This is a genomic window from Paraburkholderia sp. Cpub6 (genome assembly GCF_014201065.1).
GTDB classification, from domain to species: Bacteria; Pseudomonadota; Gammaproteobacteria; order Burkholderiales; family Burkholderiaceae; genus Paraburkholderia; species Paraburkholderia tuberum.
Genome location: NZ_JACHDM010000004.1, coordinates 107,299 through 134,060, shown reverse-complemented (window position 1 = coordinate 134,060; position 26,762 = coordinate 107,299). Strand labels below are relative to the sequence as shown.

The 26,762-nt window shown below is 64.8% G+C and carries 23 protein-coding genes; 5 read left to right on the top strand and 18 right to left on the bottom strand.

Annotation, left to right across the window (positions count from 1 at the left end; all coding sequences use genetic code 11):
* Positions 1 to 3: 3 nt before the first annotated feature.
* The 3 genes from HDG33_RS09535 to HDG33_RS09525 form a co-directional block, all read right to left on the bottom strand.
* Complete coding sequence (locus tag HDG33_RS09535) at positions 4 to 1,032, bottom strand: helix-turn-helix domain-containing protein (RefSeq protein WP_184024726.1); 1,029 nt, start codon at positions 1,030 to 1,032, stop codon at positions 4 to 6.
* A gap of 251 nt (positions 1,033 to 1,283) precedes the next feature.
* Positions 1,284 to 1,991 carry a dienelactone hydrolase family protein gene (locus HDG33_RS09530; protein WP_184024723.1) on the bottom strand — a complete coding sequence of 236 codons (708 nt, stop codon included), beginning with the start codon at positions 1,989 to 1,991 and terminating at the stop codon, positions 1,284 to 1,286.
* 245 nt (positions 1,992 to 2,236) lie between these two features.
* On the bottom strand, positions 2,237 to 3,409 hold the full coding sequence (locus HDG33_RS09525; protein ID WP_184024719.1) for a porin: 1,173 nt from the start codon (positions 3,407 to 3,409) through the stop codon (positions 2,237 to 2,239).
* Between the two features lie 374 nt (positions 3,410 to 3,783).
* On the opposite strand from HDG33_RS09525, the gene HDG33_RS09520 reads away from it, so the two are divergent.
* Positions 3,784 to 5,292, top strand: a complete 1,509-nt coding sequence (locus HDG33_RS09520) for an MFS transporter (RefSeq protein WP_184025602.1) — start codon at positions 3,784 to 3,786, stop codon at positions 5,290 to 5,292.
* Between the two features lie 136 nt (positions 5,293 to 5,428).
* Here the strand turns inward: HDG33_RS09520 and gudD are convergent, their stop codons facing one another.
* Together gudD and HDG33_RS09510 are read right to left on the bottom strand one after the other, a co-directional pair.
* Positions 5,429 to 6,778: a glucarate dehydratase gene (gene gudD, locus HDG33_RS09515; protein WP_184024716.1), complete on the bottom strand. Its 1,350-nt coding sequence runs from the start codon at positions 6,776 to 6,778 to the stop codon at positions 5,429 to 5,431.
* Positions 6,779 to 6,908: 130 nt separating this feature from the next.
* Positions 6,909 to 8,240, bottom strand: a complete 1,332-nt coding sequence (locus HDG33_RS09510) for an MFS transporter (RefSeq protein WP_184024713.1) — start codon at positions 8,238 to 8,240, stop codon at positions 6,909 to 6,911.
* A gap of 394 nt (positions 8,241 to 8,634) precedes the next feature.
* On the opposite strand from HDG33_RS09510, the gene HDG33_RS09505 reads away from it, so the two are divergent.
* The gene (locus HDG33_RS09505) at positions 8,635 to 9,345 is read left to right on the top strand and encodes a FadR/GntR family transcriptional regulator (RefSeq protein WP_184024710.1); all 711 of its coding nucleotides are present in this window, start codon (positions 8,635 to 8,637) and stop codon (positions 9,343 to 9,345) included.
* 58 nt (positions 9,346 to 9,403) lie between these two features.
* Here the strand turns inward: HDG33_RS09505 and HDG33_RS09500 are convergent, their stop codons facing one another.
* From HDG33_RS09500 to HDG33_RS09490, 3 genes are read right to left on the bottom strand one after another with little or no spacing between them, the layout of a single operon-like run.
* Positions 9,404 to 9,706, bottom strand: a complete 303-nt coding sequence (locus HDG33_RS09500; RefSeq protein WP_184024707.1) for a hypothetical protein — start codon at positions 9,704 to 9,706, stop codon at positions 9,404 to 9,406.
* Between the two features lies 1 nt (position 9,707).
* On the bottom strand, positions 9,708 to 11,066 hold the full coding sequence (locus tag HDG33_RS09495; protein WP_184024704.1) for an acyclic terpene utilization AtuA family protein: 1,359 nt from the start codon (positions 11,064 to 11,066) through the stop codon (positions 9,708 to 9,710).
* Positions 11,067 to 11,091: 25 nt separating this feature from the next.
* On the bottom strand, positions 11,092 to 12,396 hold the full coding sequence (locus HDG33_RS09490) for a CitMHS family transporter (protein WP_184024701.1): 1,305 nt from the start codon (positions 12,394 to 12,396) through the stop codon (positions 11,092 to 11,094).
* A gap of 98 nt (positions 12,397 to 12,494) precedes the next feature.
* Between HDG33_RS09490 and HDG33_RS09485 the strand changes: the two genes are divergently transcribed.
* Positions 12,495 to 13,391, top strand: a complete 897-nt coding sequence (locus HDG33_RS09485; RefSeq protein ID WP_184024698.1) for a LysR family transcriptional regulator — start codon at positions 12,495 to 12,497, stop codon at positions 13,389 to 13,391.
* Positions 13,392 to 13,750: 359 nt separating this feature from the next.
* The gene (locus HDG33_RS09480) at positions 13,751 to 13,978 is read left to right on the top strand and encodes a hypothetical protein (protein ID WP_013092475.1); all 228 of its coding nucleotides are present in this window, start codon (positions 13,751 to 13,753) and stop codon (positions 13,976 to 13,978) included.
* Positions 13,979 to 14,122: 144 nt separating this feature from the next.
* Here the strand turns inward: HDG33_RS09480 and HDG33_RS09475 are convergent, their stop codons facing one another.
* From HDG33_RS09475 to HDG33_RS09430, 10 genes are all read right to left on the bottom strand, one after another.
* The gene (locus tag HDG33_RS09475; protein ID WP_184024695.1) at positions 14,123 to 16,351 is read right to left on the bottom strand and encodes an NADP-dependent isocitrate dehydrogenase; all 2,229 of its coding nucleotides are present in this window, start codon (positions 16,349 to 16,351) and stop codon (positions 14,123 to 14,125) included.
* Positions 16,352 to 16,817: 466 nt separating this feature from the next.
* Complete coding sequence (locus HDG33_RS09470; RefSeq protein ID WP_184011682.1) at positions 16,818 to 17,168, bottom strand: type II toxin-antitoxin system ChpB family toxin; 351 nt, start codon at positions 17,166 to 17,168, stop codon at positions 16,818 to 16,820.
* Positions 17,162 to 17,413, bottom strand: coding sequence for an AbrB/MazE/SpoVT family DNA-binding domain-containing protein (locus tag HDG33_RS09465; RefSeq protein ID WP_184011680.1), 252 nt, complete (start codon positions 17,411 to 17,413; stop codon positions 17,162 to 17,164). Before HDG33_RS09465 ends, HDG33_RS09470 begins: the two co-directional genes overlap by 7 nt.
* 190 nt (positions 17,414 to 17,603) lie before the next feature.
* Positions 17,604 to 18,488, bottom strand: a complete 885-nt coding sequence (locus HDG33_RS09460) for an alpha/beta fold hydrolase (protein ID WP_184024692.1) — start codon at positions 18,486 to 18,488, stop codon at positions 17,604 to 17,606.
* A gap of 81 nt (positions 18,489 to 18,569) precedes the next feature.
* Entirely contained in the window at positions 18,570 to 19,832 is a 1,263-nt protein-coding gene (mhpT, locus tag HDG33_RS09455; protein WP_184024689.1) for a 3-(3-hydroxy-phenyl)propionate transporter MhpT, read from the bottom strand.
* A 101-nt stretch (positions 19,833 to 19,933) separates the two neighbouring features.
* Entirely contained in the window at positions 19,934 to 20,965 is a 1,032-nt protein-coding gene (dmpG, locus tag HDG33_RS09450) for a 4-hydroxy-2-oxovalerate aldolase (protein ID WP_184024686.1), read from the bottom strand.
* A 13-nt stretch (positions 20,966 to 20,978) separates the two neighbouring features.
* Positions 20,979 to 21,929 (bottom strand): acetaldehyde dehydrogenase (acetylating), encoded by a 951-nt coding sequence (locus HDG33_RS09445; RefSeq protein ID WP_184024683.1) that lies wholly within the window; start codon positions 21,927 to 21,929, stop codon positions 20,979 to 20,981.
* Positions 21,930 to 21,964: 35 nt separating this feature from the next.
* Positions 21,965 to 22,774 (bottom strand): 2-keto-4-pentenoate hydratase, encoded by an 810-nt coding sequence (locus HDG33_RS09440; RefSeq protein WP_184024680.1) that lies wholly within the window; start codon positions 22,772 to 22,774, stop codon positions 21,965 to 21,967.
* An 18-nt stretch (positions 22,775 to 22,792) separates the two neighbouring features.
* A complete protein-coding gene (locus HDG33_RS09435) occupies positions 22,793 to 23,743 on the bottom strand; it encodes a 3-carboxyethylcatechol 2,3-dioxygenase (RefSeq protein ID WP_184024668.1) in 951 nt (316 codons plus the stop codon).
* A 1-nt stretch (position 23,744) separates the two neighbouring features.
* Positions 23,745 to 25,607 carry a bifunctional 3-(3-hydroxy-phenyl)propionate/3-hydroxycinnamic acid hydroxylase gene (locus HDG33_RS09430; protein WP_184024665.1) on the bottom strand — a complete coding sequence of 621 codons (1,863 nt, stop codon included), beginning with the start codon at positions 25,605 to 25,607 and terminating at the stop codon, positions 23,745 to 23,747.
* Positions 25,608 to 25,827: 220 nt separating this feature from the next.
* Here HDG33_RS09430 and HDG33_RS09425 point away from each other — a divergent pair, with 220 nt between their 5' ends.
* A complete protein-coding gene (locus HDG33_RS09425) occupies positions 25,828 to 26,667 on the top strand; it encodes a DNA-binding transcriptional regulator (RefSeq protein ID WP_184024662.1) in 840 nt (279 codons plus the stop codon).
* Positions 26,668 to 26,762: the final 95 nt, after the last annotated feature.

Sequence of the window (26,762 nt, the reverse complement as noted above, 5' to 3'; positions counted from 1 at the left end):
TTGTCATCTCCATGCATTGATTGCGGATGCCGCCGCGCGAAAATCACCCGGCGACATATCGTAGGCACGCTTGAACGCGCGATTGAAATCCGACGCGCTATTGAAGCCCCAGCCGTACGCGACCTCGATCACTGGCCTGCGCGGGTGGCGATGCAGTTCATCGGCCGCTTCGCGCAGGCGCCGGTTGCGGATATACGCGTGAAGCCCACCCTCCGGCTCGAACAATCGATACAGCGTGGGCCGCGACAGCGGCGACATGGCCAGCACGCTGTCGACCGTCAGATCAGGTTGGCCGAGATTTGCGTCGATATAGCGGCGCGCTGCCGTGAACATCGCGGTGCGTGCCACCGCCCGCGCACTGCCGGTCAAGCCTGTTTCCTTGCCGAACGCCGCCGCCATCAACAGCGCGCAGGTGTGGAGCGCTTCCTGAGCCGCGGACGCGTCCATCGTGGGCAACGTGCGGCACAGTTCGGACAGCTGCGCGGGAATCAGCCGCGCCAGCGGCGTCTGATATTCGATTACGCGGCCATGTATGGACTCCGCCTCCGGCAGCACCGGATCGATGATGGCGCGCGGCAGGAACAGCGCGAGCAGACGACACGGGCCGCGCGTCATCCGCATCGGCTGGTTCATGTCGAGCGCGAGAATGCCCGGCCGCGTTTGCAGCGCGACGCGCTTCGGATAGAGGCCCGTGGTCGTTTCGAAGGTCCCTTCGACGGCTATATGAAACACGATCTGGCGCACGTTGTCGGTCGAAATGCGCGCGACCGACCGCGATTGCGCGACCGGATCGGTGCGGCAACCCGTAAAGGCCATGCCGCCGGCGCGATAGGTATCGATGGTGCCGCGAAAGCCGTCGGCGAGTTGCCGGCGCGAAATCGGCACATCGAGAAAATGGCCGACGCGCTCGCGCCACACAGGCAGCTGCTCGCGCGGCACAGTGCCGAAGGTGTCGAAGTGGGTGTAGTCGAAAGCCGCTGGCATTGCTGCGGCCGCGGTTGCGGTGCGGTTGGCTGCCTGATCGGTCGTCAAGGTGTCCCCGCCGGTTTTGTCGTGTGCGCCTGCATGATAGCCGTGGTCGGCGAAAACGTCATGGGCTTCGGACGCCGCGCGCTGGATCACCGTCGAGACGCTGCATGTCGATGGCGCTTCGAAGCTGTGAGCTGCCGTTCGCGAGCAACGAAGCGCGCCGCGTAAACCCGGAACGGGCTGCATAAGAAAGCGCCACGACCGCGGGCACTCTCACGAAGCGGACTAACCATCCGCTTCCGCCATTCACCAACTCATTTCCACAGCGTGCGGCCAAAGAACGTCAACGTACGATCCCACGCCTGTTGCGCCCAGACCGGGTCGTATTGCGTCCTCGCGATGCGGCCCGACCCGACCGCCGTTTCGTTCGCGAACGCGTGATGCGCCAGATAGCGATGAAACTCGACGTCGACTTTCGCGTCGGTGAGTTTCTTTTCGAGCGCGTCGACGGTGTCGGCGGCGAAGAAGTCGTCCTGCAGACCCCAGTGGCCCATCACCGGAACCTTGATCTTCGACGCGTCGATATAGTCGAGCGGCGGGAAGCCATACCAGACGACGCCAGCCGCCACTTCAGGCACGTTGCACAGCGCGAGGAACGTCAGCGCGCCGCCCATGCAATAGCCGGTCAAGCCAACCTTCGCCGCGTGCTGCTGCAGATACTGGACCGCGCCGCGCACGTCCTGCGTTGCGGCATCGCCGAAATCGAGGCCGCTCATCAAGTGGTGCGCCTCATCCTCTTCGACCGTCGACTTGCCGCGATACAGATCGGGCACCAGCGCGAAGTAGCCGGCTTTCGCGAGGCGATCGGCGACGCCGCGAATCTGGTCGTTCAAGCCCCACCATTCCTGGATCACGACGACCGCGGGCGCGCCCGCGGTTTTTTCAGGCTTCGCGAGATAGCCCTGTAGCTGCTTGCCGTCGGGACGGTTGAACGTGATCATCGAACCTGCGTGTTGGGTCATCGGTCGCTCCTCGAGTAGACGAAACCGCTAGCATAGCGCCACTACCCTGTTTTCTGTTCAATCGGAACCGTGCCAACGCGCGAGCGTGATCCCGCGGAATCTGCGGGTTATGTGAATCGAACGATATGAGGATCAGCATAAGAATAATCAGGCCCCGCGCGACATGTGATTTCGCGCACGCATTCAAGCGCTTTTATCCAATGGGTGAATGACTCGACTGAGAGCTTGACGTACTGCGATGCGCGCTAGAACCGCTCTATCACACCGAATTGGACGCCCGCGACCGGCGCGCCCGGATAGGCAACGGGCAGCCCGGTCACGTTGACGCCGCGCAGCGTGAAGCGCGAGTCGTCGTGATTCGCGAGATAGGCGGCGCTGAAATACAGCAGCAGCGTCGGCGACATGCTGTATTCGAATGCCGCGCTGAACTGGTCCGCGCTGCCGCCAGGCGTCGTGTAGTCGCGCACGTGCGCATAGCCGAGCGAGGCACGCGCATTGGTCGAAAAACTGTACTGCGCCGACAGTGAGCCGCCCGCGCCGTGATAGACCGGTGTGCCGCCATCGCCGTTGAAAAAGGACAGCCACACGCGCAGCTTGCCGAAGGCGTAGTTCGCGCCGCCGAGGTTCGCGCGCAGCGCGCCGGCACCGTGCGTCTGCTGGCGCGCGTACAGCAGATGCAGGTGGTCGAGCCGATACGACGCGGTCACGTAATAACCGTCGATGCCGTTGCCGTCGCTCTCGGACGGATCGCGCATCGCCATCATCAGCGTCGCACTGAAGCCGGCGATGCGCGGCGACAGATACGCAACCGCGTTGTTCGCATACGGCGTGATCTTCGACAGATTGTTGAGCCCCGAGGCGATCGTGCCGGCGCCGAACGCGTCGAGATCGCCCTTGAACGGGATATAGATCGGCGAATACTGACGGCCGACGCGCAGTTCGCCCCAGCTGCCGCTCGCGCCGATCCATGCCTGACGATTGAAGATCGAGCCGGGCACCTGCAAGCTGCCGTCGGTCGAGCTGAAGCCGTTTTCGAGCGTGAACACGATCGCGTTGCCGCCCCCGAGCGGCTGCGCGCCATGCAGCCCGACCCGCGAGCCGCGATACGCGCCGGAGTCCATGCGCGCGACCCAGCCCGAACCGGGGTCGGTGATTTCGACGCTCGTATCGATCACGCCATACAGCGAGACGAAGCCGGTGTTGATTCCTGAGGCGGCGCCGGTGCCGGTATCGATGTCGGTGACGGCGGCTGCGCCGTGCGCATAGAGCAGAAGCGCGCCACCTCCCCAAGCCGCTCTCACGCCGACGCTGATCGTCAAGGCTTCGCGGACTGTGTTCAGCAGGCAAGCCATGGCGTGACGCAGGATGAGTTCCTCCTCGAACACATCGATCGGATATACCGCGAGCGAACTTACCACGTTCGGGCGTACCCGTGCGGGCCATCCAGTACGCTCGCGCACATCCCAACGATGCAAGCGCGCGCCAGCGTCCGCGACTTGAGGACGGCGATGCAGGAGTCGCCGCGGCCCGTGTGCGACGCCGTGCCAGGGGCACCACGTTTTTTCCCGCGCCGTGTGGTTTTTCGTGCGACGAATGATTTTGACCAAGGGGAAACCCGTATAATCCTCAAGACGTCAGACAACTTGCGTGCAATCGCCGGCAGCCTGACCGCGATCCGCCGTGCAGCGTCCACCCCGAACCGCCTTCTGCCCGATCCGTGAATTCCACCGCCCCCGCCAGTTCCGCCGCCGCCGCCGCCCCCGCCCTGCCGTTTCGTCACGCGCTTTACGCGATGCTCGGCATCGGCCTCGTCAACATGCTGGTCGCGCTCGACCAGACCGTCGTCAGCACCGCGCTGCCGTCGATCGTCGCCGAGCTGCACGGCTTCGAATATTTTGCGTGGATCGCAAGCGCGTACCTGCTCGCCTCGGTCGTCACGGTGCCGGTGTTCGGGCGGCTCGGCGACTACTTCGGCCGCAAGCGCTTCGTGATCGCTGCGGTGATCACGTTCACGGTCGCGTCCGTGTTGTGCGGCCTCGCCAACAGCATGCTGTTTCTCGCGATCGCGCGCGGACTGCAAGGCATTGGCGGCGGCATGATGGTCGGCACCGCGTTCGCGTCGATTCCCGATCTGTTCCCCGACCCGCGCACCCGCGTGCGCTGGCAGGTCGTGCTGGCCGCGGCCTACGGCATCGGCACGGCGGCCGGCCCGTCGCTCGGCGGCTGGATGAGCGAGCACCTCGGCTGGCGCTCGACGTTTCTCGTCAATCTGCCGGTGGGCGCGGCGGCGCTCTATTTCATCTGGATGCATCTGCCGAATTTCCGGCGGCCGCATGACGGCGAAGTAAAGATCGACTGGCTCGGCGCGGGGCTCGTCGCGGGCGTGCTCGGCGGCTTGCAGGCGTTTATCGAAGCGGTGCCGAAGCACGGCCTCACCGTGGGCAATCTCGTGCTCGGCGCGTGCGTGATCGCCGGCGCTATCGCACTCTTCACGTGCGAAAAGCGCGCCACGCATCCGATCGTTCCGCTCGATCTGTTCAAGGACGCGCAGCTCGTCACGCTATTCACGCTCGGCATGCTGTCCGGGTTCGTGATGTTCTCGCTGATCTTCTTCGCGCCTTTGCTGCTGCAAGGCGGCTTCGGTCTTTCGCCGCAGCAGGCCGGCCTGCTCGCGACGCCGATCGCCGCGTGCATCGCGCTCGGCAGTGTGGTGAACACGCGCATCGTGATTCACATGAAGAAGCCCACGCGCATTCTGACGATCGGTTTCGGGCTGCTGATGTTCGCGTCGATCGCGCTCGCGTTCGCCAATCCGGACACGCCGCGCTGGCGCATCGTGCTGCCGATGGGCGCGGTCGGCATCGGCCTCGGCTTCATCCTGAACAACCTGAACGTGTTCGGCCAGGAGATCGCCGGACGCGAGCGCTTCGGCATCACGACCGCGCTATTGCAATCGACGCGCATGGTCGGCGGCATGCTCGGCACCAGCATCGTCGCGACTGTCGTGCAGCATCACTATCGCAACGTCGTCACGCGCACGATGAGCGTGCTCGGAGAGCCGGCCGCATCGCAATGGCGGCCGCGTTTCGTCGATCTGCGCATCCTGATCGACGACGCGTCACGCACGCAGCTGATTGCGGATATGAAGAAGTCGGGACTCGATACGCTCGCGCTGATCGATAGCGCACGCGACGCGCTCGTGCAGTCGATTCATATCGGTGTGTGGCTGACGGCGGTGGCATCGCTCGCGGCCGCGCTGCTGGTGCAGCGGATTTCGCATGTGGTGTTTCGCAAGAGCTGACAAGTGGCCCGATGATGGCCGCCGATATCCGCGGTGCGGCTAGCTCGCACCGTGCAATGCAAAAGGAAACAAAAAAGCCTGGTGAACCGCATCTTTCGTGCAGCCCGCCAGGCTTTTTGATTGAGTTAAATCGTCCTTAACGCACGAGACACGGCCGCTTGTTGTCGAACTTCCAGTTCGGAATCAGATATTGCATGGCAATGCCGTCGTCGCGCGCGCCGAGGCCGTGCTGCTGATACAGCGCGTGGGCCTTCTCGAGCGCATCCATATCGAGTTCGATGCCGAGCCCCGGCTTCTGCGGCACCTTGACCTTACCGCCGACGATCTGCAGCGGATCTTGCGTCAGGAACTGACCATCCTGCCAGATCCAGTGCGTATCGATCGCGGTGATCTTGCCCGGCGCCGCTGCCGCGACGTGCGTGAACATCGCGAGCGAAATGTCGAAGTGGTTGTTCGAATGCGAACCCCACGTGAGGCCCCAGTCGTTGCACATCTGCGCGACGCGCACCGAGCCCTGCATGGTCCAGAAATGCGGATCGGCGAGCGGAATATCGACCGATTGCAGCTGGATGGCGTGACCCATCTGACGCCAGTCGGTCGCGATCATGTTGGTCGCCGTCGGCAGGCCGGTTGCGCGCCGGAACTCGGCCATCACTTCGCGGCCCGAATAGCCGTTCTCCGCGCCGCATGGATCTTCCGCGTAGGCGAGAACATCGTGCTTGTCACGGCACAGGCGCACCGCTTCCGCGAGCGACCATGCGCCGTTCGGGTCGAGCGTCACGCGCGCTTCGGGGAAGCGCTCGGCGAGTGCCGTGACCGCTTCGATCTCGGCGTCGCCTGGCAGCACGCCGCCCTTCAGCTTGAAGTCGTTGAAGCCATAGCGCGCCTTCGCGGCCTCGGCAAGACGCACGACCGTCTCCGGCGTCAGCGCTTTCTCGGTGCGCACGCGCTCCCAGTCGTCACGCGCGCCGGCGTTGTTCGCGTACGGCAGATCGGTCTTGTTGCGATCGCCGATATAGAACAGGTAGCCGAGCATTTCCACTTCGTCGCGCTGCTGGCCTTCGCCGAGCAGTGCCGCGACCGGCACGCCGAGATGCTGCCCGAGCAGGTCGAGCAGCGCGGCTTCGAGCGCGGTCACCGCGTGAATCGTCGTGCGCAGGTCGAAGGTCTGCAGGCCACGCCCCCCAGCGTCGCGATCGGCGAACTGCGTGCGCACCTTGTTCAGGATCGCCTGCAGATTGCCGATCGACTGACCGACCACGAACGGCCGCGCGTCGTCGATCGTCTTGCGGATGTTCTCGCCGCCCGGCACTTCGCCCACGCCGGTATGGCCCGCGCTGTCGCGCAGAATCACGATGTTGCGCGTGAAGAACGGACCATGCGCGCCGCTCAGATTCATCAGCATGCTGTCGCGACCGGCGACGGGCACGACGCGCAGTTCGGTGACGACCGGCGTGGCGTTCGATTCGGTAGGTTTGGTGGACATGGGAAAAGCACCTGTGTGATGAAGTAGGCCGGCCGGCGGAAGCCGCCGCGCGCTGCGTGCGTGTTCGACCGGACCGGATGAGAACTCGAATACAGAAAAATCGACGGCCGCATGCGAGCCGTCAGTGTAGTCAATGCGCGTTGCCGCGCAACGAATCGGGCAACGGCTCGCGATTGCCGGGCTTGTTGCGCGTCAGGAAGCCGGCCGCCGCCGCGAGCAGCGACGCGACGCCGAGACCGTATAGCCCGCCCGTGATCGAGCCCGTGTGTTGCTGCAGATAGCCGAAGGTGGCCGGCGCGAAGAAGCCGCCGAGGTTGCCGAGCGAATTGATCAGCGCGAGCACGCCGGCGACGACGCGCGCATCGAGGTAGCCCTGCGGAATCGGCCAGAACAGCGACGCCGCCGCCTTGAAGCCGATCGCCGAGAAGCAGATCGCGACGAACGAGAACACCGGGTTGCCCGACGTCGACGCGAACAGACCGACTGCCGCGATGACGAGCGCGACCGCGAGCCAGCCCTGCTGATGACGCCATTTCGCCGATACGACCGCGAACCCGTACATCGCGACGATCGAGATCAGCCACGGAATCGAGTTGAACATGCCGACCTCGAAGTCGGAAAGGCCGCCCATCTTGCGGATGATGGTCGGCAGCCAGAAAGTGGCCGCGTAGATGGTCAGCTGGATCGCGAAGTACAGGAAGCAGAACAGCGCGATTTGCGGATCCTTCAGCAGCTTCACCGTCGGCAGATGCGCGCCGCCTTGCGCTTCGCGCTCGCCCTGTTCGGCCGCGATCGATTGTTCGAGCACACGCTGTTCTTCGGCCGTGAGCCAATGCGCGTCGCGGATGCGCGACTTCAACAGCAACCAGCTGACGACGCACAGCGCGATCGAGAACGCGCCTTCGATCAGGAACATCCACTGCCAGCCTTGCAGGCCGAGGCCGCGAATCGACAGCAGCGAGCCGGTGATGGGACCGGACAGCACCGACGCGAGCGCCGAGCCCGACAGAAAGATCGCCATCGCCTTGCCGCGTTCCTTTTGCGGCAGCCACTGCGTGAAGTAAAAGACGACGCCGGGAAAGAAGCCCGCCTCGGCGACGCCGAGCAGGAACCGCAGCACGTAAAACGACGTGTCGTTCCAGACGAACGCCATTGCGCCCGCCACCAGCCCCCAAGTGCCCATGATGCGCGTGAGCCAGGCGCGCGCGCCGAACTTCTGCATCAGCACGTTCGACGGCACTTCGAACAGCGCGTAGCCGATGAAGAACAGCCCGCTGCCGAGCCCGTAGGCGGCCGCGCCGATGCCGAGATCGGCCTTCATGTGCGCGTTGACGAAGCCGATATTCACGCGGTCGATATAGTTCGCGATGAACATGATCAGGAAAAGCGGCAACACGTTGCGCTTCACCTTCGCGACCGCCGATTCCAGCGGGTCGAGCGCGGTGGTCAGAACTGATGTCAAGTTGTGTCTCCTGTCGGCCACGAGGCCTGGTGGAACGCAGCGCGGCGCACCCGGTGGGTGCAAGACCCTGCTCTACGCCTGATATGTTGTCTGACGACAGTCTACCGCGTTAATTTTGTCAAATCCAATGGGGTGTTTACCCTGTGGTTCCAGAGTGACTGCCTTGACAGACCCCGTTGACCAACCCGGAATCCGCCTCGAACTAAGACGTCTGATGTCTACAATTGGCAGACTGTCGTCAGCAGCCCATGCGTTTGCGCAAATGTCCGCCTCATCCCCGCCCCCAACCGCGCATCCGCACGCAAAAAATAGCCCGCGCCGATGCCGCCGAACGCGGCAGAATCGAGTACAGTCCTGTGCGATACTTTGCAGGATCAGTCAACCAGCCACAAAAATGAGCAGCCTAACTGAAAAGGTGGTGGCCACCCTTTCCGATGAGATTCGCCGCGGAGCGCTGAGGCCAGGCGACCGCATCCCCACCGAAGTCGCGATGATGAAGCAGCTGTCCGTGAGCCGCTCCGTGGTCCGCGAGGCGATTTCGCGTCTGCAGGCAGAGAGGATCGTCGAGACGCGCCATGGCATTGGCACGTTCGTGCTCGCGCCCGCCGCCGAAAAGCCGATGCAGCTTCCGGCCGCCGATCTCACCAGCATGCTCGACGTGATGGCGATCATCGAGTTCCGGATCGACGTCGAAGCGGCCGCGGCCGCGCTCGCGGCATCGCGGCGCACCGAGCAGAACCTGAAGCAGATCCGCACTGCGCTCGATCGATTCGAGTCGGAACTCGAGCGCGGCAGCACCGACACGCTCGCACACGACATCGAGTTCCATCTGCAGATCGCGCGCGCGAGCGGCAACCGCTATTTCTTCGACGTGCTGAGCCAGCTCGGCCGCTCGGTCAGCCCGCGCACCCGGCTCGGTTCGGCCGAGATCGCGGAGCTAGACCATATCGAGGTGTTGCGCAGCGTGCTCGGCGAGCATCTGATGATCTATCGCGCGATCGAGCGTCAGGATGCCGACGACGCGCGCGCCGCGATGCGCATGCATCTGAGCAACAGCCGCGAGCGACTGCGCCGCGCGCATGACCTGACGAAGGCTGGCGTGTGATCACATGCGGGGCTGAGCGGCCGCTCCGCAACACGACACGCCGCCGGCAACGCCCTCACTACCCCACGTCGAGATCCATTAACGCCGAGCTCAGCGATTTGCCATGCGCGTCGAGCGCGAGCGAACGCGTAACGCCGCCGCCGAGCGCGTCGCCGAGCACGAAGTTGAATGCGGCAAGGCCCGGCAACTCATGGCGCACCACATCGCCGCGCACCACATCGCGCAGATGCGTCTTGACGCGCTCGGGCGTCAGCACATCGCGCAACCGCTCGTAATGCAGCGCGTCGTAGCAGATCACCGAGATATTGAGCGTATTGCCCTTGTCGCCGGTGCGCGAGTGGGCCAGTTCCCGTAGTTTCATCTCAAGCCTCCATCAGCGAGAAAGCCGGCGCCGCATGCTCGCGCGGCAGCAGCACCGACTGCACCGCGACCACCTCGCGCGCCGCCTTCGTCACGCCGCCGCCGCCCGCCGGTCCGTTCGTGTACAGCGTCTCGACCTCGTTGCCGATGCGCAGCGCCTGCGCAAGCGACGCCGTGCGTCCCGCCACCCGGGCGCGCACTTCGTACGGCTCGCCATGACCGGCCGCCACCGCGTCACCATGCAGTGCGTTCACGCCGATCAGATCGAAGCGCAACTCGCGCGTCTGCACGCCGGTCAGCGCGAGACGCTCGCGCACGATATCGAGCGCCAGCCGCGCCCGCGCAAGCGCGCCGGGTCCGCCGTACGAAATCTGCCCCTCGCCGATATAGCCGTCGAAATACGCAACCGACACTTTCAACGTCGCGGTGCGCTCCGTGCCGCCACCGCCGGTGACGCGCACACGGTCCACGGCTTCCTGCTCGACGCGCACCTGCGAGAAATCGGCGACCACGTCGGGCTGCAGATAACGACGCGGATCGTGGATCTCGTAGAGCAACTGCTCCTTGCAGGTCGCCTCGGTCACGAGCCCGCCACTTTGCGCGAGCTTCGTGATCACCACTGAACCGTCCCGCGCAACTTCGGCGATCGGAAAGCCGAGCCGTGCGAGATTCGGCACGTCCTTGAAACCGGGGTCCGCGAAATAGCCGCCGGTGATCTGCCCCGCGCATTCGAGCAGATGGCCGATTACCGTCGCCTGGCCGAGCATCGGCCAGTCGTCCATGCGCCAGCCGAATTCGTGGATCAGCGGCGCGACGAACAGCGACGGATCGGCGACGCGCCCGGTCAGCACGATCTGCGCGCCGGCCGAGAGCGCCTCGACGATGCCGCTCGCGCCGAGGTACGCATTGGCCGATATCAGCCGGTCCGCGTACGCGGCCACCGCCTCGCCCGATTCGACGAAATGGAAGTCGCCCGCGCGCACGACGTCGAGCACGTCGTCGCCGGTGACTGCGGCAATCCTCAGGGCGCCGAGACCCAACTCGCGCGCGATCTGCGCGGTCCGGCGCGCTGCCGCGAGCGGATTGGCCGCGCCCATGTTCGACACGATACGCACGCCGTTGCGCGCCGCGACGGGCAGCACCGCGCGCATGCGCGCTTCGAGCAGCGGGTCGTAGCCGAGCTCCGGGTCCTTGCTGCGCGCCTGCTGCGCGATCGCGATCGTGCGTTCGGCGAGGCATTCGAACACGAGATAGTCGAGCTGGCCGTGTTCCGCGAGTTCGAGCGCGGGTTCGATGCGGTCGCCCGAATAGCCCGCGCCCGCGCCGATGCGCACGACGCGTCGAGGTTCAGTGGCTGTCATGGTGCTCCCGTTCCTTCAGTGAAGCTCACAGTGGAAAAATCCCGAGCACGACGCACGCGATCGTCATCACGACCGACGCGCCGAACAGCAGGGGAAACGTGAATCGTTGATGATCGGCCAGATCGATACCGCACAGCCCGACCACGAGGAACGTCGCGGGCGTGAGCGGACTGACCGGAAAACCGGTGGTCATCTGTCCAAGCAACGCGGCCTGACCGACGTGCACCGCCGGCACGCCGAGCTGGCCCGCCACTTCCGCGATCACCGGCAGTACACCGAAATAAAACGAATCGGGATCGAACAGCATGCTGAGCGGCATCGACAGCAGGCCGAGCACGATCGGAATATGACTCGCCATCGCCGGCGGCACGAAGCCGACGGCCGCCTGCGCCATCGCCTTCAGCATGCCGCTGCCCTGCATCACGCCGGTGAACACGCCGGCCGCGAGCAGGATGCCGGCCATCATCAGCGCGGCGCGCGCATGCGCGTCGATCCGTTTGCGCTGCATGTCCACATTCGGATAGTTGACCATCAATGCGATGCACAGGCCCACCATGAACATGATCGCCGGCGGAATCTTCTCGCCCATCACGACCATCGTACCGAGCACGACGAGCGTCAGCACGATGTTGAACCAGAAGTTTTGCGGGCGGCGCAGCGCCTGTTGTTCCGGCGTCAGTTCGCGTTGGGGCATCGGCACGGAACCGCTCGCAGCGTTGAGACCGAGGCGCTTTTCCTCGCGCCGCCCGAGCCAGTACGCCATCGAGAACACAAATACTAGGCCGATCGCCTGCACCGGAATAAGCGGATTGAACAACGCCGAGATCGGCAGATGCAGCGACGCGGACGCGCGAATCATCGGCCCCGTCCATGGCAGGAAATTGATGCCGGCCGCCATCGATACCGCCGCGGCGAGCACGCGCCGGTCCATCTTCAGGCGGTCGTAGAGCGGCAGCATCGCCGGAATGGTGACGAGGAAGCAGACGGCGCCGGAGCCGTCGAGGTGGATCAGCAGCGCGAGCAGCGTGGTGCCCATCACGATGCGCGTGGGCCGTGTGCCGACCGCGCGCAGGATGCGCTCGATGATCGGGTCGAGCGTACCGGCGTCGGTGATCGTGCCGAAGTACAGGATCGCGAAGACGAACATGCAGACGACGGGCGCGAGGCTCTTGAGGCCATCGACGACGAACTTGCTCGTCTGCAAGCCGAAGCCGCCGAGCAGCGAGGCCGCGAGCGGCACGATGATCAGCGCGACGAGCGGCGACATGCGTTTGGACAGGATCGCGCCGAGCAGCACGACGATGGTAGCCAGCCCCAGCAATGGCAGCATGAGCTTGTCTCCAGGTTGTTTTTTAGTGTGATCGAGCGTAAGTTCGGGGCACCAATAATGCAATTGAAATGAATTGATTGCAGCAATCACAAATCATCATGGATCTGAATCTCCGCGACATCCGCGCGTTTATCGCGGTCGCGCAAACGGGCAGCTTCACGCGTGCGGCCGCGCGGCTGCATCTGTCGCAACCGGCGTTGACGGTGCAGATTCGCCGGCTCGAGGAAACGGTCGGCCTGCGCCTGTTCGATCGCAACAGCCGCAACGTCGCCCTGACGCCGACCGGCCGCGAGCTGCTGCCCGTGCTGCAGAAATCGCTGCACGACATGGAGCACGTGCTGCTCGATGCGCGCGCGCTCGGCGAAGGCGGGAGCGGCACGGTGCGCATCGCGTGTCTGCCGACCTTCGCGGCGAGCGTGCTGCCCGAACTCGTGCAGGCGCTGAGAAAAGCCGTGCCGCGCGTCGGCTTCGAGGTGCGCGATGTCGTCGCGAGCATGGTCAACACGTTGGTGCGCAACGAGGAAGCGGATATCGGACTGACGGGCGGCGAGCTGAACGACAGCGGGCTCGAGGTACTGCATGCGGGCATCGACCGGCTCGTCGCCGTGCTGCCGAAGCAGCACGCGCTCGCGCGACGGCGCCGGCCCGTCACGCTCGCCGATCTCGCCAGCGAGCCGCTCGTGCTGACCGCGCAGGGCACGAGCGTGCGAGCGGTCGTCGACAGCGCGTTCGCCGACGCGCAATGTGAGCCGCGCATCGCCTGCGAACCGACCTACATGATGAGCGCGGTCGCGATGGCGCGCGCCGGGCTCGGCATCACGATCCTGCCGGCGTCGGCGCGCGAGGTGCGCGCGGAGCCCGAGCTGGTCGCGCGACCGATCAACGAAGCCGCGTTCACGCGGCGCATCGCGCTGATCAAAAAGCGCGGCCGAACCTTGCCGCCGGTGACCGAGACTTTCGTCGCGATGCTGATCGAACGGCTCGGCGCGTCATAGGGCCGCACAGCGTGGTTTTGCGCGTCGCGCGCAGCCCTAATTTTCACGATACGAAAAGATGCCGCGCGTCGTAAAAAATCATGTTGCGGGGCACAAAGCGGCCATTTCACGATGCCCGGCGGCGTTGCACATCGCAAAACGGATCTCACAAACCTTTGTTTTTACACGAATATTTTTAGTATAAAGACCGGTTCGACGCCCAATTGCCCGCCGATTCGCTGACGTAGACTCTTTCACAAGAGCACGCGCTTCACGCAGTCGGATTCGAGGGGCCTCACGACACGGCCACCCAAATCCCGCAAATTGCGAAGAAGCCGTCACGAATCGCGGCTTTTTTATTGGCAACTGGGAGACTAAAAATGAAAGGCTTTCGCTTTGGTTCGACGCAGGGAGCGTTCTACATTCTGCCGGGTCAGGACGGCTGGGAAGCCACCTACGGCAACGAAACGCTCGGAGAATTCTCGAGCCCGCAACAGGCCGCCGACGACCTCGCGCGCGGTCTGAGCTGCGAGCATCTGTCGGAGCTCGACACGTCGACGCTCGAAATTCCGGAGAAGCTCGCCGATTGGGAAATCGTTCACGTATAAGGACGGGCATGACCGACGGCGACGTAGCAGTGACAGTAGAAACGACAATGGCGCCCGAAGGCGCCATTGTCGTATTTGCGGTCCTGCTTGCGGCTTTGTCCGCGGTTGTGCTGCGTGCTTACCGCATCAGTCGCCCGCGCGAGCTCAAGCCACCGAATCGACGATTGCGTTCAGCGTCGCGCTCGGGCGCATCGCCTTGCTAGTCAGCTCGACGTTCGGACGGTAGTAGCCGCCGATATCCACCGGCTTGCCCTGCGCCGCGCCGAGTTCCGCGACGATCTTCGCCTCGTTGTCGGCCATCGCCTTCGCGACGCCCGCGAACTGCGCCTGCAGCGCGGCATCGTCGGTTTGCGCGGCCAGTGCTTCGGCCCAGTACATCGCGAGGTAGAAGTGGCTGCCGCGATTGTCGATACCGCCGACCTTGCGCGCCGGCGACTTGTCGTTGTCGAGGAACTTGCCAGTCGCCTGATCGAGCGTCTTCGCAAGAATCTGCGCCTTCGGGTTGTGATACGCGGTGCCCAGATGCTCGAGCGATGCCGCCAGCGCGAGGAATTCACCGAGCGAATCCCAGCGCAGGAAGCCTTCCTCGACCAGCTGCTGCACGTGCTTCGGCGCCGAACCGCCCGCGCCGGTTTCGAACATCCCGCCACCGGCCATCAGCGGAACGATCGACAGCATCTTCGCGCTGGTGCCCAGTTCCATGATCGGGAACAGGTCGGTCAGGTAGTCGCGCAGCACGTTGCCGGTGACCGAGATCGTGTCCTTGCCGGCGCGGATGCGCTCGACCGAGAACTTCGTCGCTTCGACCGGCGTCATCACGCGGATGTCGAGACCGTTCGTGTCGTGATCCTTCAGGTACTGCTCGACCTTCCTGATGATCTGCGCATCGTGCGCGCGCGCCGCGTCGAGCCAGAATACGGCCGGCGTGTTGGAAGCGCGGGCGCGGTTCACCGCGAGTTTGACCCAGTCGCGGACCGGCGCGTCCTTGGTCTGGCACATGCGGAAGATGTCGCCCTGTTCCACCGGCTGCTCGAGCAGCACCGCGCCGGCTTCGTCAGTGACGCGGACCACGCCGTTCGCCGGGATCTGGAACGTCTTGTCGTGTGAACCGTATTCTTCGGCGGCTTGTGCCATCAGCCCGACGTTCGGCACCGTGCCCATCGTGACCGGGTCGAACGCACCGTGCTTCTTGCAGTCTTCGATCACCGCCTGGTACACACCGGCGTAGCAACGGTCCGGAATCACCGCCTTCGCGTCGTGCAGCGCGCCATCGGCGCCCCACATCTTGCCCGACTCGCGGATCATCGCCGGCATCGATGCGTCGACGATCACGTCGCTCGGCACGTGCAGGCTCGTGATGCCCTTGTCCGAGTTGACCATCGCGAGCGGCGGACGCTGTTCGTACTGCGCCTCGATGTCGGCTTCGATCGCCGCGGCCGTTTCAGCCGGCAGATCCTTCAGACGCGCGTACAGGTCGCCGATACCGTTGTTCGGGTTGAAGCCGACCTTGGCCAGTGCTTCCGCATGCTTCGCGAGCACGTCCTTGTAGAACACCGACACCACGTGACCGAAGATGATCGGGTCCGAGACCTTCATCATCGTGGCCTTCAGGTGCACCGAGAACAGCACGCCGTTCGCCTTCGCCTCGGCGATCTGCGCTTCTATGAAGCTGCGCAGCGCGTTCTTGCTCAGCACCGACGCGTCGATGATTTCGCCTGCCTGCACCGGCGTCTTCGCCTTCAGGACCGTGATCGTGCCGTCGGCGGCGGCCAGTTCGATCTTCACGCTACCGGCCTGCGCGACCAGCGCCGACTTCTCGCTGCCGTAGAAATCGCCATCGCTCATGTGCGAGACGTGCGACTTCGAGTCCGCGCTCCATGCGCCCATCTTGTGCGGATGCTTGCGCGCGTAGTTCTTCACCGACAACGGCGCGCGGCGGTCCGAATTGCCTTCGCGCAGCACCGGGTTCACCGCGCTGCCCTTGATCTTGTCGTAGCGGGCCTTGACGTCTTTCTCGGCGTCGGTCGTCGCGACGTCCGGGTACGACGGCAGCTTATAGCCCTGGTCGCGCAGCTCGGCGATCGCGGCCTTCAACTGCGGCACCGACGCGCTGATGTTCGGCAGCTTGATGATGTTCGCTTCCGGGCGCATGGTGAGTCCACCGAGCTCCGCCAGATCGTCGGAAGCCTTCTGCTCCGCGCTCAGGTAGTCCGGAAATGCGGCAATGATCCGGCCGGCGAGCGAGATGTCACGCGTTTCGACGAGCACGTCGGACGAGCGCGTGAACGCCTTGACGATCGGCAGCAGCGAGTACGTCGCCAGTGCGGGCGCTTCGTCGGTCAGGGTGTAGATGATCTTCGGCGGTGTGGACATGATTAATGCTTTGCTAGGAAGTGATAGACAGAGCGTTGGCAGTCGAAGCCAGCGCAAATCGTGGCGCGACGGCTGACGGCTCAGTTCGGCACGACGCAACCCCGCGACCTTCGTTTTGCGATACGACCGAGAGTATATGCGCGTTTTCCACTAAATGTGACTAAACAAACAGGTCGCGAGACCCTACCCAAAGGGGTCGAGTCATGACTGGCAAGGGTTTGCGGCCGATCACCCCGGTCTTAAGACAGATATCTTATAGATGACTTGCGGAATATTATTTTTGGATGAATGCGAATTGGTCGCATTGACGAGCCGCAAATGCCGCCACCGAGCCGTGACTGCTGTCCTCCAGCGGACGCCGCCGCGGGTAGTGATGGGCGGGTGCCGAAGAGTGTGACTCGGATGCCGGCGGCGGAGTGATGGGGTCGCTCGCCGCGGGCTGGTTCAGTTCGTATCGTCTTTCCCGTCATTCCAGAATCGTTTGAAGTCGGGCGAGCGCGTCCTCGACTACCTCGGCCGGAGCGCGCTCGACTTTGCGTGCGCCGCGGGCCTCGAGGTCCAGAGTGCGCACCATATTCACCAGAGCCACCCCCTGAGTCTCAGTTCCCGAACCCGAGAGCGGTACCGCGAATCCAGCGTATCGAGCGAACTCCCCCCCCTGCGTGATCGGCGCAACGAGCGCGACCCCAAGAGCATTGAATGCGGCAGGCGACAAAACCAGCGCGGGACGGAAATCGCCTTGCTGCTCCTTGCCAAGCGTCGGATTCAGGCTCACGCGCACGATATCGCCGCGCTCAAACTTGATGCGCCTTACCATGCTTCGCGCCCCGCCGGCTTGACTTCACTCCAGACGTCGAGATCGGCTGGCGGTGGCGCCTTCGGATCGCACTGCGCGACGAGTTCATCCAGTGAATACTTGCGACGCGCAGGCGTAAGCAACACCCCCTCGGGGCGCACGTCCGCGTTCAGCGAACTGCCCACCGACGCATGAATTTGCTCCAACAACACGGTCGGCAACCGTACTGCAGCGCTGTTGCCCCACTTCTGAATCTTGAGTTCCATATTCCAGCTCCAAATGTATATCCATTGTAGATACTCACAGCGAAAACAGCAAGTCGCCCGTATCTACATTGACTCTACATTTGGATCTTGAAATCGCCTATTAGTCGGCGAAGAAAAGAACCCAAACCTAAACGAGGCAACCAGCCCGCCGCCGCAACGACGCACCAGTCGCCCACAACGACAACCCTGCTTAATGCCCGCGTCCCAGGAACTCCCCCACCATCCGGTTGAACTTGTCCGCATGCTCCCACTGCGCCCAATGCCCGCAGCGGCCGAACACATGCAGATCGGCGTTCGGCATCCCGGCAACGAGCCGCAGGCCGATGTCCATCGGCACGAAACGATCGTCGCGACCCCAGATCACGAGCGTCGGCGCGGTTACTTCGCCAAGGCGCGGCCCGTAGTCGTTGAACTGCTTCGGATTCGCGGCGAGGCTGGCGACGAAGTTCTCGAGGTGATCGCGGCGCGCCAGCATGTTCGCGAGGCGCGCTTGCATCAGGTCTTCGGTCAACGCCTTCGTGTCGAACACGAAGACGCTCATCATGCGCTGCAGGTTCTCGATGGTCGGGTTGCGGTACAGGCCTTGCAGCAGCTTGATGCCTTCGGTCGGCATCGGCACGAACTGGCTCGGGCCGCCGGTGCCGCCGCCCATCAGCACGAGCTTGCCGACGCGTTGCGGCTCGGCGAGCGCGAACGCGACCGCGCTATGCCCACCCATCGAGTTGCCGATGATATGCGCGCGTTCGATATCGAGCGCAACGAGCAGCGCCTTCAGGCAGCGCGCGTTCAGTTCCGAGCGCGAGCCCTTGCAGACGATCGGGTCGCTCTTGCCCCAACCGAGGCAGTCCATCAGGATCACGCGATAGCCCGCCGCGACGAGCGGCTCGACGTTCCGATTGAAGTTGGCCCAGCCGGTCGCGCCCGGTCCCGAGCCGTGCAGCATCACGACCGTTTCCGCACCCTGCCCCACTTCGTTGTAGTGGAGCTGCATCTCGCGGCCGTCTTCGGTGACGCGCACGAATCGGCTGGTCGCTTCCTCGGTGATCGCCGCTGCTTGCGTGTTGGTGTTGCTCATGTCGAATTCCTTTGTTTCACGGATTAAGTGACCGCGAGTCGCCGTTGACGGCGGACCCGCGCGGTATTTCGGGCTGCAAAGCTATTGCGCGGCCACCGGGGTATATCGAAGTGTCGAGCGATTCACGACGAGCCACGCGCCAATCGCGGCGACCGCGATCAGCGGAATGCTCGCGCCGAGCAGCACGCTCGCACCCTGACCGATCGCGAGCAGTTGCCCCGCGATCAACGGTCCGAGGATCGAGCCGAGACGGCCCACCGCCACGGCCGCGCCGACGCCGGTGCCACGCACTTCGGTCGGGTACAGGCTGCTCGCCAGCGCATACAACACCGACTGCCCGCCGACCAGGAACAGCCCCGCGAGCAGACCGCCCCACGCCATCGACGTGCCGCCATTCGCGCTCAGCAACGCGCCAAGCGCAACGACGATGCCGACATACATGCCCGCGACCGTGCGGCGCCGGCCCATCCGGTCCATCATGCCGGCGATCACGATCGCGCCGATGCCGCCGCCGATGTTGAACATCATCTGTACGACGCCGGACTGCACGCGCGTCAGACCGCGCGTCAAGACGAGCGACGGCAGCCAGTTGATCAGGAAATACAGCACGATCAGCGTGCCGAGATAGCTGATCCACAACGCGATCGTCGTGCCCGCGCGCCCTTCCTGCCACAGCGCGTGCGTCACGCTAGCCGACGCATCGCGTCGCGCGCCTTTGGTTGCACGCGCCGCGACGAACTGCGCCGACTCACGAAGGAACAGCGCAAGCAGCGGCAGCACCAGCAACGGCCCGAAGCCGCCGACGTAGAAGATATGCCGCCAGCCCGCGTCGCCCGGACTGATGATGCCGACCACCGCCGCGAGCGCCGCGCCGAACGGCATGCCGCAATACATGGCGCCGACCGCGGTGTTGCGCTGATGGGGCGGCGCCGCTTCCGAGCACAGCGCGATCAGATTCGGCATCGCTGCGCCAAGACCGAGGCCGGTCAGAAAGCGCGCGGCGAGCAGGCTGTTCAGGTCCCACACCTGCGCGGTCGCGAGCGAGAAGATGCCGAATAGCGCGACCGACCACATCAGCACGCGCTTGCGCCCGAGCCGGTCGGCGAGACGTCCGCCGATCGCGGCTCCTGGCAGCAGCCCGAACGCGCCGATGCTGAACGCCCAGCCCATCTGCGCGACCGCGAGATGAAATTCGCGCGCCATGCGCGGTGCCGCGAGGCCGGTCGATTGCAGGTCCACGCCTTCGAGCAGCGCGACGATCAGGCAGAGCCCGATCGTCAGCGCGCCGCCGGCAAGAGGTTTCGTCGACTGTGTTGTTTGCGTTGCTTGCGTTGACTGCCGCATAAAAGTCTCCAATGTTGAGTCAGCGTCGCTCTTGCGGCGACCTTGCTGGATGAAATGAACGCTGCGCGCGCGGCATGCGGCGCCGTCGCGCAGCGTCCGGGTCATGAAGCCACTGCGTCGGTTGCGTGCGCGCGCTTCAGATCCAGTGCGACGTCGACGATCATGTCTTCCTGGCCGCCGACCATGCGGCGTTTGCCCAGCTCGACGAGAATGTCCACGGTCTTCAGGCCGTATTTCTTCGCGGCCACTTCCGAGTGGCGCAGGAAGCTCGAATACACCCCCGCATAGCCGAGCGCGAGCGTTTCGCGATCGACGCGCACCGGCCGGTCCTGCAGCGGACGCACGATGTCGTCGGCGGCGTCCATCAGCGTGTAGAGGTCGGTGCCGTGATTCCAGCCCATGCGCTCGGCCGCCGCGACGAACACCTCGAGCGGCGCATTGCCCGCGCCGGCGCCCATGCCCGCGAGCGATGCATCGATACGGTCGCAGCCCTCTTCGACCGCGACCATCGAGTTGGCCACGCCGAGCGACAGGTTGTGGTGCGCGTGCATGCCCGTCTGCGTTTCGGGTTTCAGCACCGCCTTCACCGCGCGGAAGCGGTCGCGCACGTCGTTCATCGTCAGCGCGCCGCCCGAGTCGACCACATAGATGCAGGTCGCGCCGTAGCTCTCCATCTTCTTCGCTTCGATGGCGAGGCTCTCCGGCGTGGTCATGTGGCTCATCATCAGGAAGCCGACGGTGTCCATGCCGAGTTCGCGGGCGTATTCGATGTGTTGCTTCGAGATGTCCGCTTCCGTGCAATGCGTGGCGATACGCACCACGCGCGCGCCCGCGTTGTAGGCGGCCTTCAGGTCGTGGATCGTGCCGATGCCGGGCAGCAGCAGGGTCGCGATCTGAGCGTGCTCGACCACGTCAGCCACCGCTTCGATCCATTCGAGGTCGCTGTGCGCGCCGAAGCCGTAGTTGAAGCTCGAACCCTGCAGGCCATCGCCGTGGGCTACCTCGATGCTGTCCACCTTTGCGCGGTCCAATGCGCGTGCGATGTCCTGCACGTTCTGGATCGAGTACTGGTGACGAATGGCGTGGCTGCCGTCGCGCAGCGTCACGTCGGAGATATACAGTTTCTTGTCCATGCGGGAAGTCTCCTTAAGCCTCTGATGCCTGCACGAGCGCCTGCGCCATGCGCTCCGCGGTCGCGAGCGCGGCCGAAGTCATGATGTCGAGATTGCCCGCATACGCAGGCAGATAGTGCGCGGCGCCTCCCACCTCGATGAAGACCGAGGTCTTCAGACCGCTGAACTTGCCGAGGCCCGGAATGTTCAGCGGCGCGCTCGCGCTGATTTCGTCGAACTGCACCTTCTGCTTCAGGCGATAGCCCGGCACGTACGCCTGCACCGCGGCGGCCATCTGCTCGATCGACTGCTCGACCTTGTCGAGGTCGGCCAGCTCCGACAGCGTATAGACCGTGTCGCGCATCATCACCGGCGGCTCGGCCGGGTTGAGTACGATGATCGCCTTGCCCTTCGCGGCGGCGCCGACCACTTCGATCGCCTTCGACGTGGTCTCGGTGAATTCATCGATGTTCGCGCGCGTGCCTGGGCCCGCTGACTTGCTGCTGATCGACGCGACGATCTCCGCGTAATGCACCTTCGCGACGCGCGACACGGCCGCGACCATCGGAATGGTCGCCTGTCCGCCGCACGTGACCATGTTCACGTTCGGCGCGTCGAGATGCGTGTCCAGATTGACGACCGGCACGCAGTACGGGCCGATCGCCGCCGGCGTCAGATCGATCACGCGAATCGAGGGCTTCAGCTTTCGCAACAGCGCATCGTTCTTGACGTGAGCGCCGGCCGAGGTCGCGTCGAACACGAAGTCGATGTCGTTGAACACGGGTAGACGAGTCAGACCTTCGACACCATCATGCGTGGTCGCGACGCCAAGCCGCGCGGCGCGCGCGAGGCCGTCGGAGTTCGGATCGATGCCGACCATCGCCGCGACTTCGAGATGCTTGCCGTGGCGCAGGATCTTGATCATCAGATCGGTGCCGATGTTGCCGGAGCCGATGATCGCGGCCTTCAGTTTTTCGCTTGCCATATGAGTTCCCAATCGAGTGCTTGCGAGTGCATGCTTTATGCGGAAAAAGTCGCGCGGACGCTGCCGAGACCTTCGATCTGCGCGCAGTAGGTGCCCGCCTCCTTGACGGCGACCATCGGCCCCAAAGCGCCCGTCATCAGCACGTCGCCGGCACGCAGCGGCGTGCCGAGCCGGACCATGCGATCCGCGAGCCAGGCGGCGGCATTCAGCGGATTGCCGAGACACGCGGCGCCATTGCCGCGCGACAGGACTTCCGCATCCTTCGATAGCGTCATTGCGCAGGCCGCGAGATCGATATCGCGCAGCAGGACCGGGCGGCTGCCGAGCACGAAGCGCGCGCTCGACGCGTTGTCCGCGACCGTATCGACGAAACGGATGTTCCAGCCTTCGATGCGGCTGTCCACCACTTCGATCGCCGCGACCGCATACGCGGTTGCGCGCATCAAATCGGCGTACGTGTGGCGCTCGTGCAGCAGATCGTGTTCGAGCACGAGCGCGATCTCCGCCTCGACCTTCGGCTGGATCAACTGCTCGAGAGGAATCGGCTGGCCGTCGCCATACGCCATCGATGCGAACAGCGCGCCGAAGTCAGGCTGGTCGACACCGAGTTGACGCTGCACCGCCGGCGACGTGAGTCCGATCTTGCGGCCGACGACGCGCTCGCCCGCCGCGCTGCGCGCGGCCACGTTGGCCTGCTGCACCGCGTACGCGAGTTCCTCGGCGTCGGCCGGGTTCGACAGGTCGACGAAATGCGGGTCGTCGCGCAACGGCGCGATGGTCGCGCGCGTACGTTCCGATTCGCGCAGGCGCAGGGCGAGCGCGTCTATATTGCTTTGAGTGGTCATAGCGGGTTCCTGATTCGGTTAGACGTGGGCCGTCACGGGTCGCGCGTGCATCGCGCCAAAGCCCGCGATCCATTCGGGGATCGGACGGTAGTAATCGAGCGACGCGCGATACGGGCCGCTCGCGTTCAGTGCGCCGAACGCGGCGATCCACGTGCGGATTTCGTGCGCGGACTTGCCGGCCTCGCGCGTGATCGCGCGGTTGGTCAGACCGTCGAGCGCGGTGAGTTCGCCGTCTTCGAGCAGCTTCAGGAACGCGCGATCCCATTCCGGATTGAGCGGATGCAGACGGCTGTCGCCCGCGGCGAACGCGCGCGCCGCCGCGATCGTGCGCGCCTCACGCGCCGCACGCGATTCGGCCGACGGATTGCGGCCCGCGATCAGACGCTCGGCGACTTCCTCGCTCGCGCCCGCGAGTTCCGGCACCGGCGGCTCGTGCGAGATGCCGCCCGAGCCGATCACGAGCACGCGTTGCTCCGAGCGTGCGAGCGCTCGACCCAACGCATCGCCGAGTAGACGCGCGCGGCGGCATGAAGCCATCGGCGCGGCCACCGCATTGATGAATACCGGCACGACCGGATATCGATCGAGGCCGCCCGTCAGAACCTCCAGCGCTTGCGCGCAACCGTGATCGACCTGCATGCGGTACGAGACGGCGACGTCGACGTCGCTCGCGAGCACCGCTTCGGCAAGGTCGAGCGCGGTATCGGCGGGCACCTCCAGCGGACCGGCGAGACTCTTGAAGTCGCCGATCGCGCTCGCCGATGCGCCGATGCAAAACGGCGGCATCACGTCATAGAAGAAACCGTTGTAATGATCGGGCGCGAACACGACGACCAGTTCGGGATCGAACTCGACGACGCGCGCACGCGCCGCCGCATGCACGCGCTCGACTTCCGCGACGACTTCGGGCGCGGGATCGTAATAGCCGTGCAACGGCGTGTGCGAAAGGCATTCGAGCAGCATCGGCATATCAGGCTCCGGCGGTTGCAGCGGTGGCGAAAGTGGCGCCGGCATCGGGCGCGAACGCTGCTTCGTTGCCAGAACCGGCCACATCGGCCCGCCCCGCCAGGTCGAGATGCAGCTGCTGCGCGAGTTCGACGACGAGTTGCGACACCTGCTGCGGCGAGCCCATGCCCGCGACGAAACGGTCGGGACGCAACAGCACGACCGATTCCGGCACTCGCGTGAACCAGTCCTTCAGCCGCGTGTTCACATCGCCGATCGCGATGACGTCTTCTGGCACGTCGTCATGGAAAGACAGCTGCGTGTCCGGCTTCGCGACCACGAAGCAGCCGCCGAGCCGCTGCCAGATCGCACGCGCCTGCTCCGACAAACCGAAGGTCGGTTCCGCGCCCCAGCCGACGATCGCGAAGCGGTTGCCGAGCACATCGTCGAGTCGCACGACCTCGCCGCTCTCCGTGCGCACGCGCGGTTGAATGAACATGCGGCCGACCGGCGAATGACAATGCGGGTCGCGTCCATACACGAGACGGCCGAGCCGCGACTCGCGCTTCTCGCTCATCAGACCGAGCAGGCGGCCCGGTGCCGAATGCCCCGAGCGTTCGAGCACGCGCGCGAGCCAGCCACGCTTGCGCGGCGTGCGCGCCAGCAATACGACGCCGCATTCATAGCGTGGCATCGGCTTGAAACGCATTTCGACGAAGTAGCGCTTGACCGCCGGGAACCAGTTGAACGTACGCACGAACGCGTCGCGAAACTTGATGCCGAAGCGGCTCGTCGGCGCGAAGATGTCGCCCGCGACTTCGGAGAGGTGGATCATCGAGCGCGCATGCGAACGGCGCTCGGCGGTGTAGCTATCGAGCAGCGCATCGCCGGCGACGCCCTTGACCACCATCGCGAGTTTCCAGCCGAGGTTGCTCGCGTCGCGAATACCGCTGTTGTAGCCCTGTCCCTGCCACACCGGCATGATGTGCGCGGCGTCGCCGGCGAGCAGCACGCGCTTCACGCGGAAGCTGCTCGCGAGGCGCGCGTTGTGCGTATAGACGCGCTTGCGGATGTAGTCGACCTTCTCCGGCTCGGCGACGACCTTGCGGATCAGCGCGGCCATGTTCTCCGGCTTCGACAGCTCTTCCTCGGTCTCGCCGGGCATCACCATGAATTCGAAGCGGCGAATCCCGTGCGGCAGCGCGGCCGACACATACGGGCGCCGCGGATCGCAATGCATGTACACGTGCGGCGAGCCGATCGGGTCATTGCGCACGTCGACGACGATCCACTGATTCGGTTTCGTGCGGCCCTCGAACGGCACGTCGAGGGTGCGGCGCACGAAGCTGTTGCCGCCGTCCGCACCGACCATGTACGACGCTCGGATCGTGCGGCGGCCGCTCTGCGCGTGTTCCGCTTCGATCGTGACGCCGCTGCCGTCCTGCGTGAACGAGTCGACCGTGTGGCCGAACAGCACCTCGACATGCGGGAAGCGTTGCAGGCCGTCGTACAACACGCGATCGGCCAGCGGCTGAATGAACGCGTTGCGGCGCGACCAGCCGAATTCGTCGGTGCGCGGCTCGATCGATGCGAAGCAGTGACCGTTGCTCGTGACGAAGCGCATCCAGTGATCGGGGGTCGTGTGCGGCAGCAATGCATCGGCGAGGCCGACGGACTGAAACACGCGCAGCGCTTCGTCATCGAGGCCGATTGCGCGCGGATAGTCGATGATCCCATCGAGCTTTTCGATCAGCACGACGCGCACGCCCTGCAGGCCGAGATAGTTGGCGATCATCAAACCGACCGGGCCGGCGCCGATGATCGCGACGTCGGTGGTGACGGGTCCACTGTGGCTTTGCGCGGCCACCGGGTCGAGCGGTTGGGGCATGTTGTCTCCGTATGTCGACCAGCGTGACCGGGTCGAGATATTCACGGAGCGCGGCGGCGGGAACCGGCTGTCGCCATGGCGAAAAATCGCCTGCGGGCAACAGCTTGCGTCTCCATGAAATCGTTGATTTGTTGGCAGTCTAGGACCGGCCACCTGCCCGCTCAACAAAATCTGGAAATTGTGCATAGAATGCACATAGTTGATTTGATTGAGGCTTCAAGTGACCAAATACACGAATGTGCGAGGTCTGTCGCGCGGCTTGCAGGTGCTGCAGGCGCTCAACTCGATGGACAGCGGCCGCGCGACGAGCCAGCAGATCAGCGAGCTGACCGGCCTGCATCGCACCACCGCGCGGCGGCTGCTCGAAACGTTGATGGAGGAAGGCTTCGTGCGGCGCAGCGCGTCGGACGACAGCTTCCGGCTCACGCTGAAGGTGCGCGCGCTGAGCGAAGGCTTCACCGACGACGAACGTATCGCGACGATCGCGCCGCCGGTGATGGGGCGTCTGCTGCAACGCGTCGCTTGGCCGTCCGATCTGACCACGCCCGACGGCGACGCGATGATCGTCCGTGAGACCACGCACCGCTTCAGTCCGCTATCGTTTCATCGCGCGATGGTCGGCCGCCGTTTGCCGATCCTGCTGACCGCGGCGGGTCGCGCGTACTTCGCGATGTGCCCCGACGAGGAGCGCGAGGACATTCTCGATCTGCTGCGCGCGGGCGCGGGCGGCGAGGAGCAGAAGGCGCTCGCGTCGAACGACGCGTTGATTCGCAGTCTCGTGCGACGCGTGCGCGCGGATGGGTTCGGCTCGAATCACGGCGACTGGGCGGATCAGGGAAAGATTGGCGCGGTTGCCGTCGCGATCGTGTTCGAGGAACGCGTGCTCGCGAGCTTGAACGTAGTGTTTCTGTCGCGCGCGGTGTCGCTCGCGGAAGCGAAGCGGCGCTATGTGCCCGAGTTGCAGACGGCCGCGCGGGAGATGGTCGAGGAACTCGCGGCGCAGACCCGCGCGAGGAGTGGAGCGGGCAAGACGCGTGCGGGACGCGAGCGCAAGTCGTGAGGTGGCTTTCGCAGCGATTCGCACGGAGCCGTTGTCCCAGTCGATATCCTCGCCGATGATCCGCATCGACGACAGCAGCGCATTGTCCTGAACCA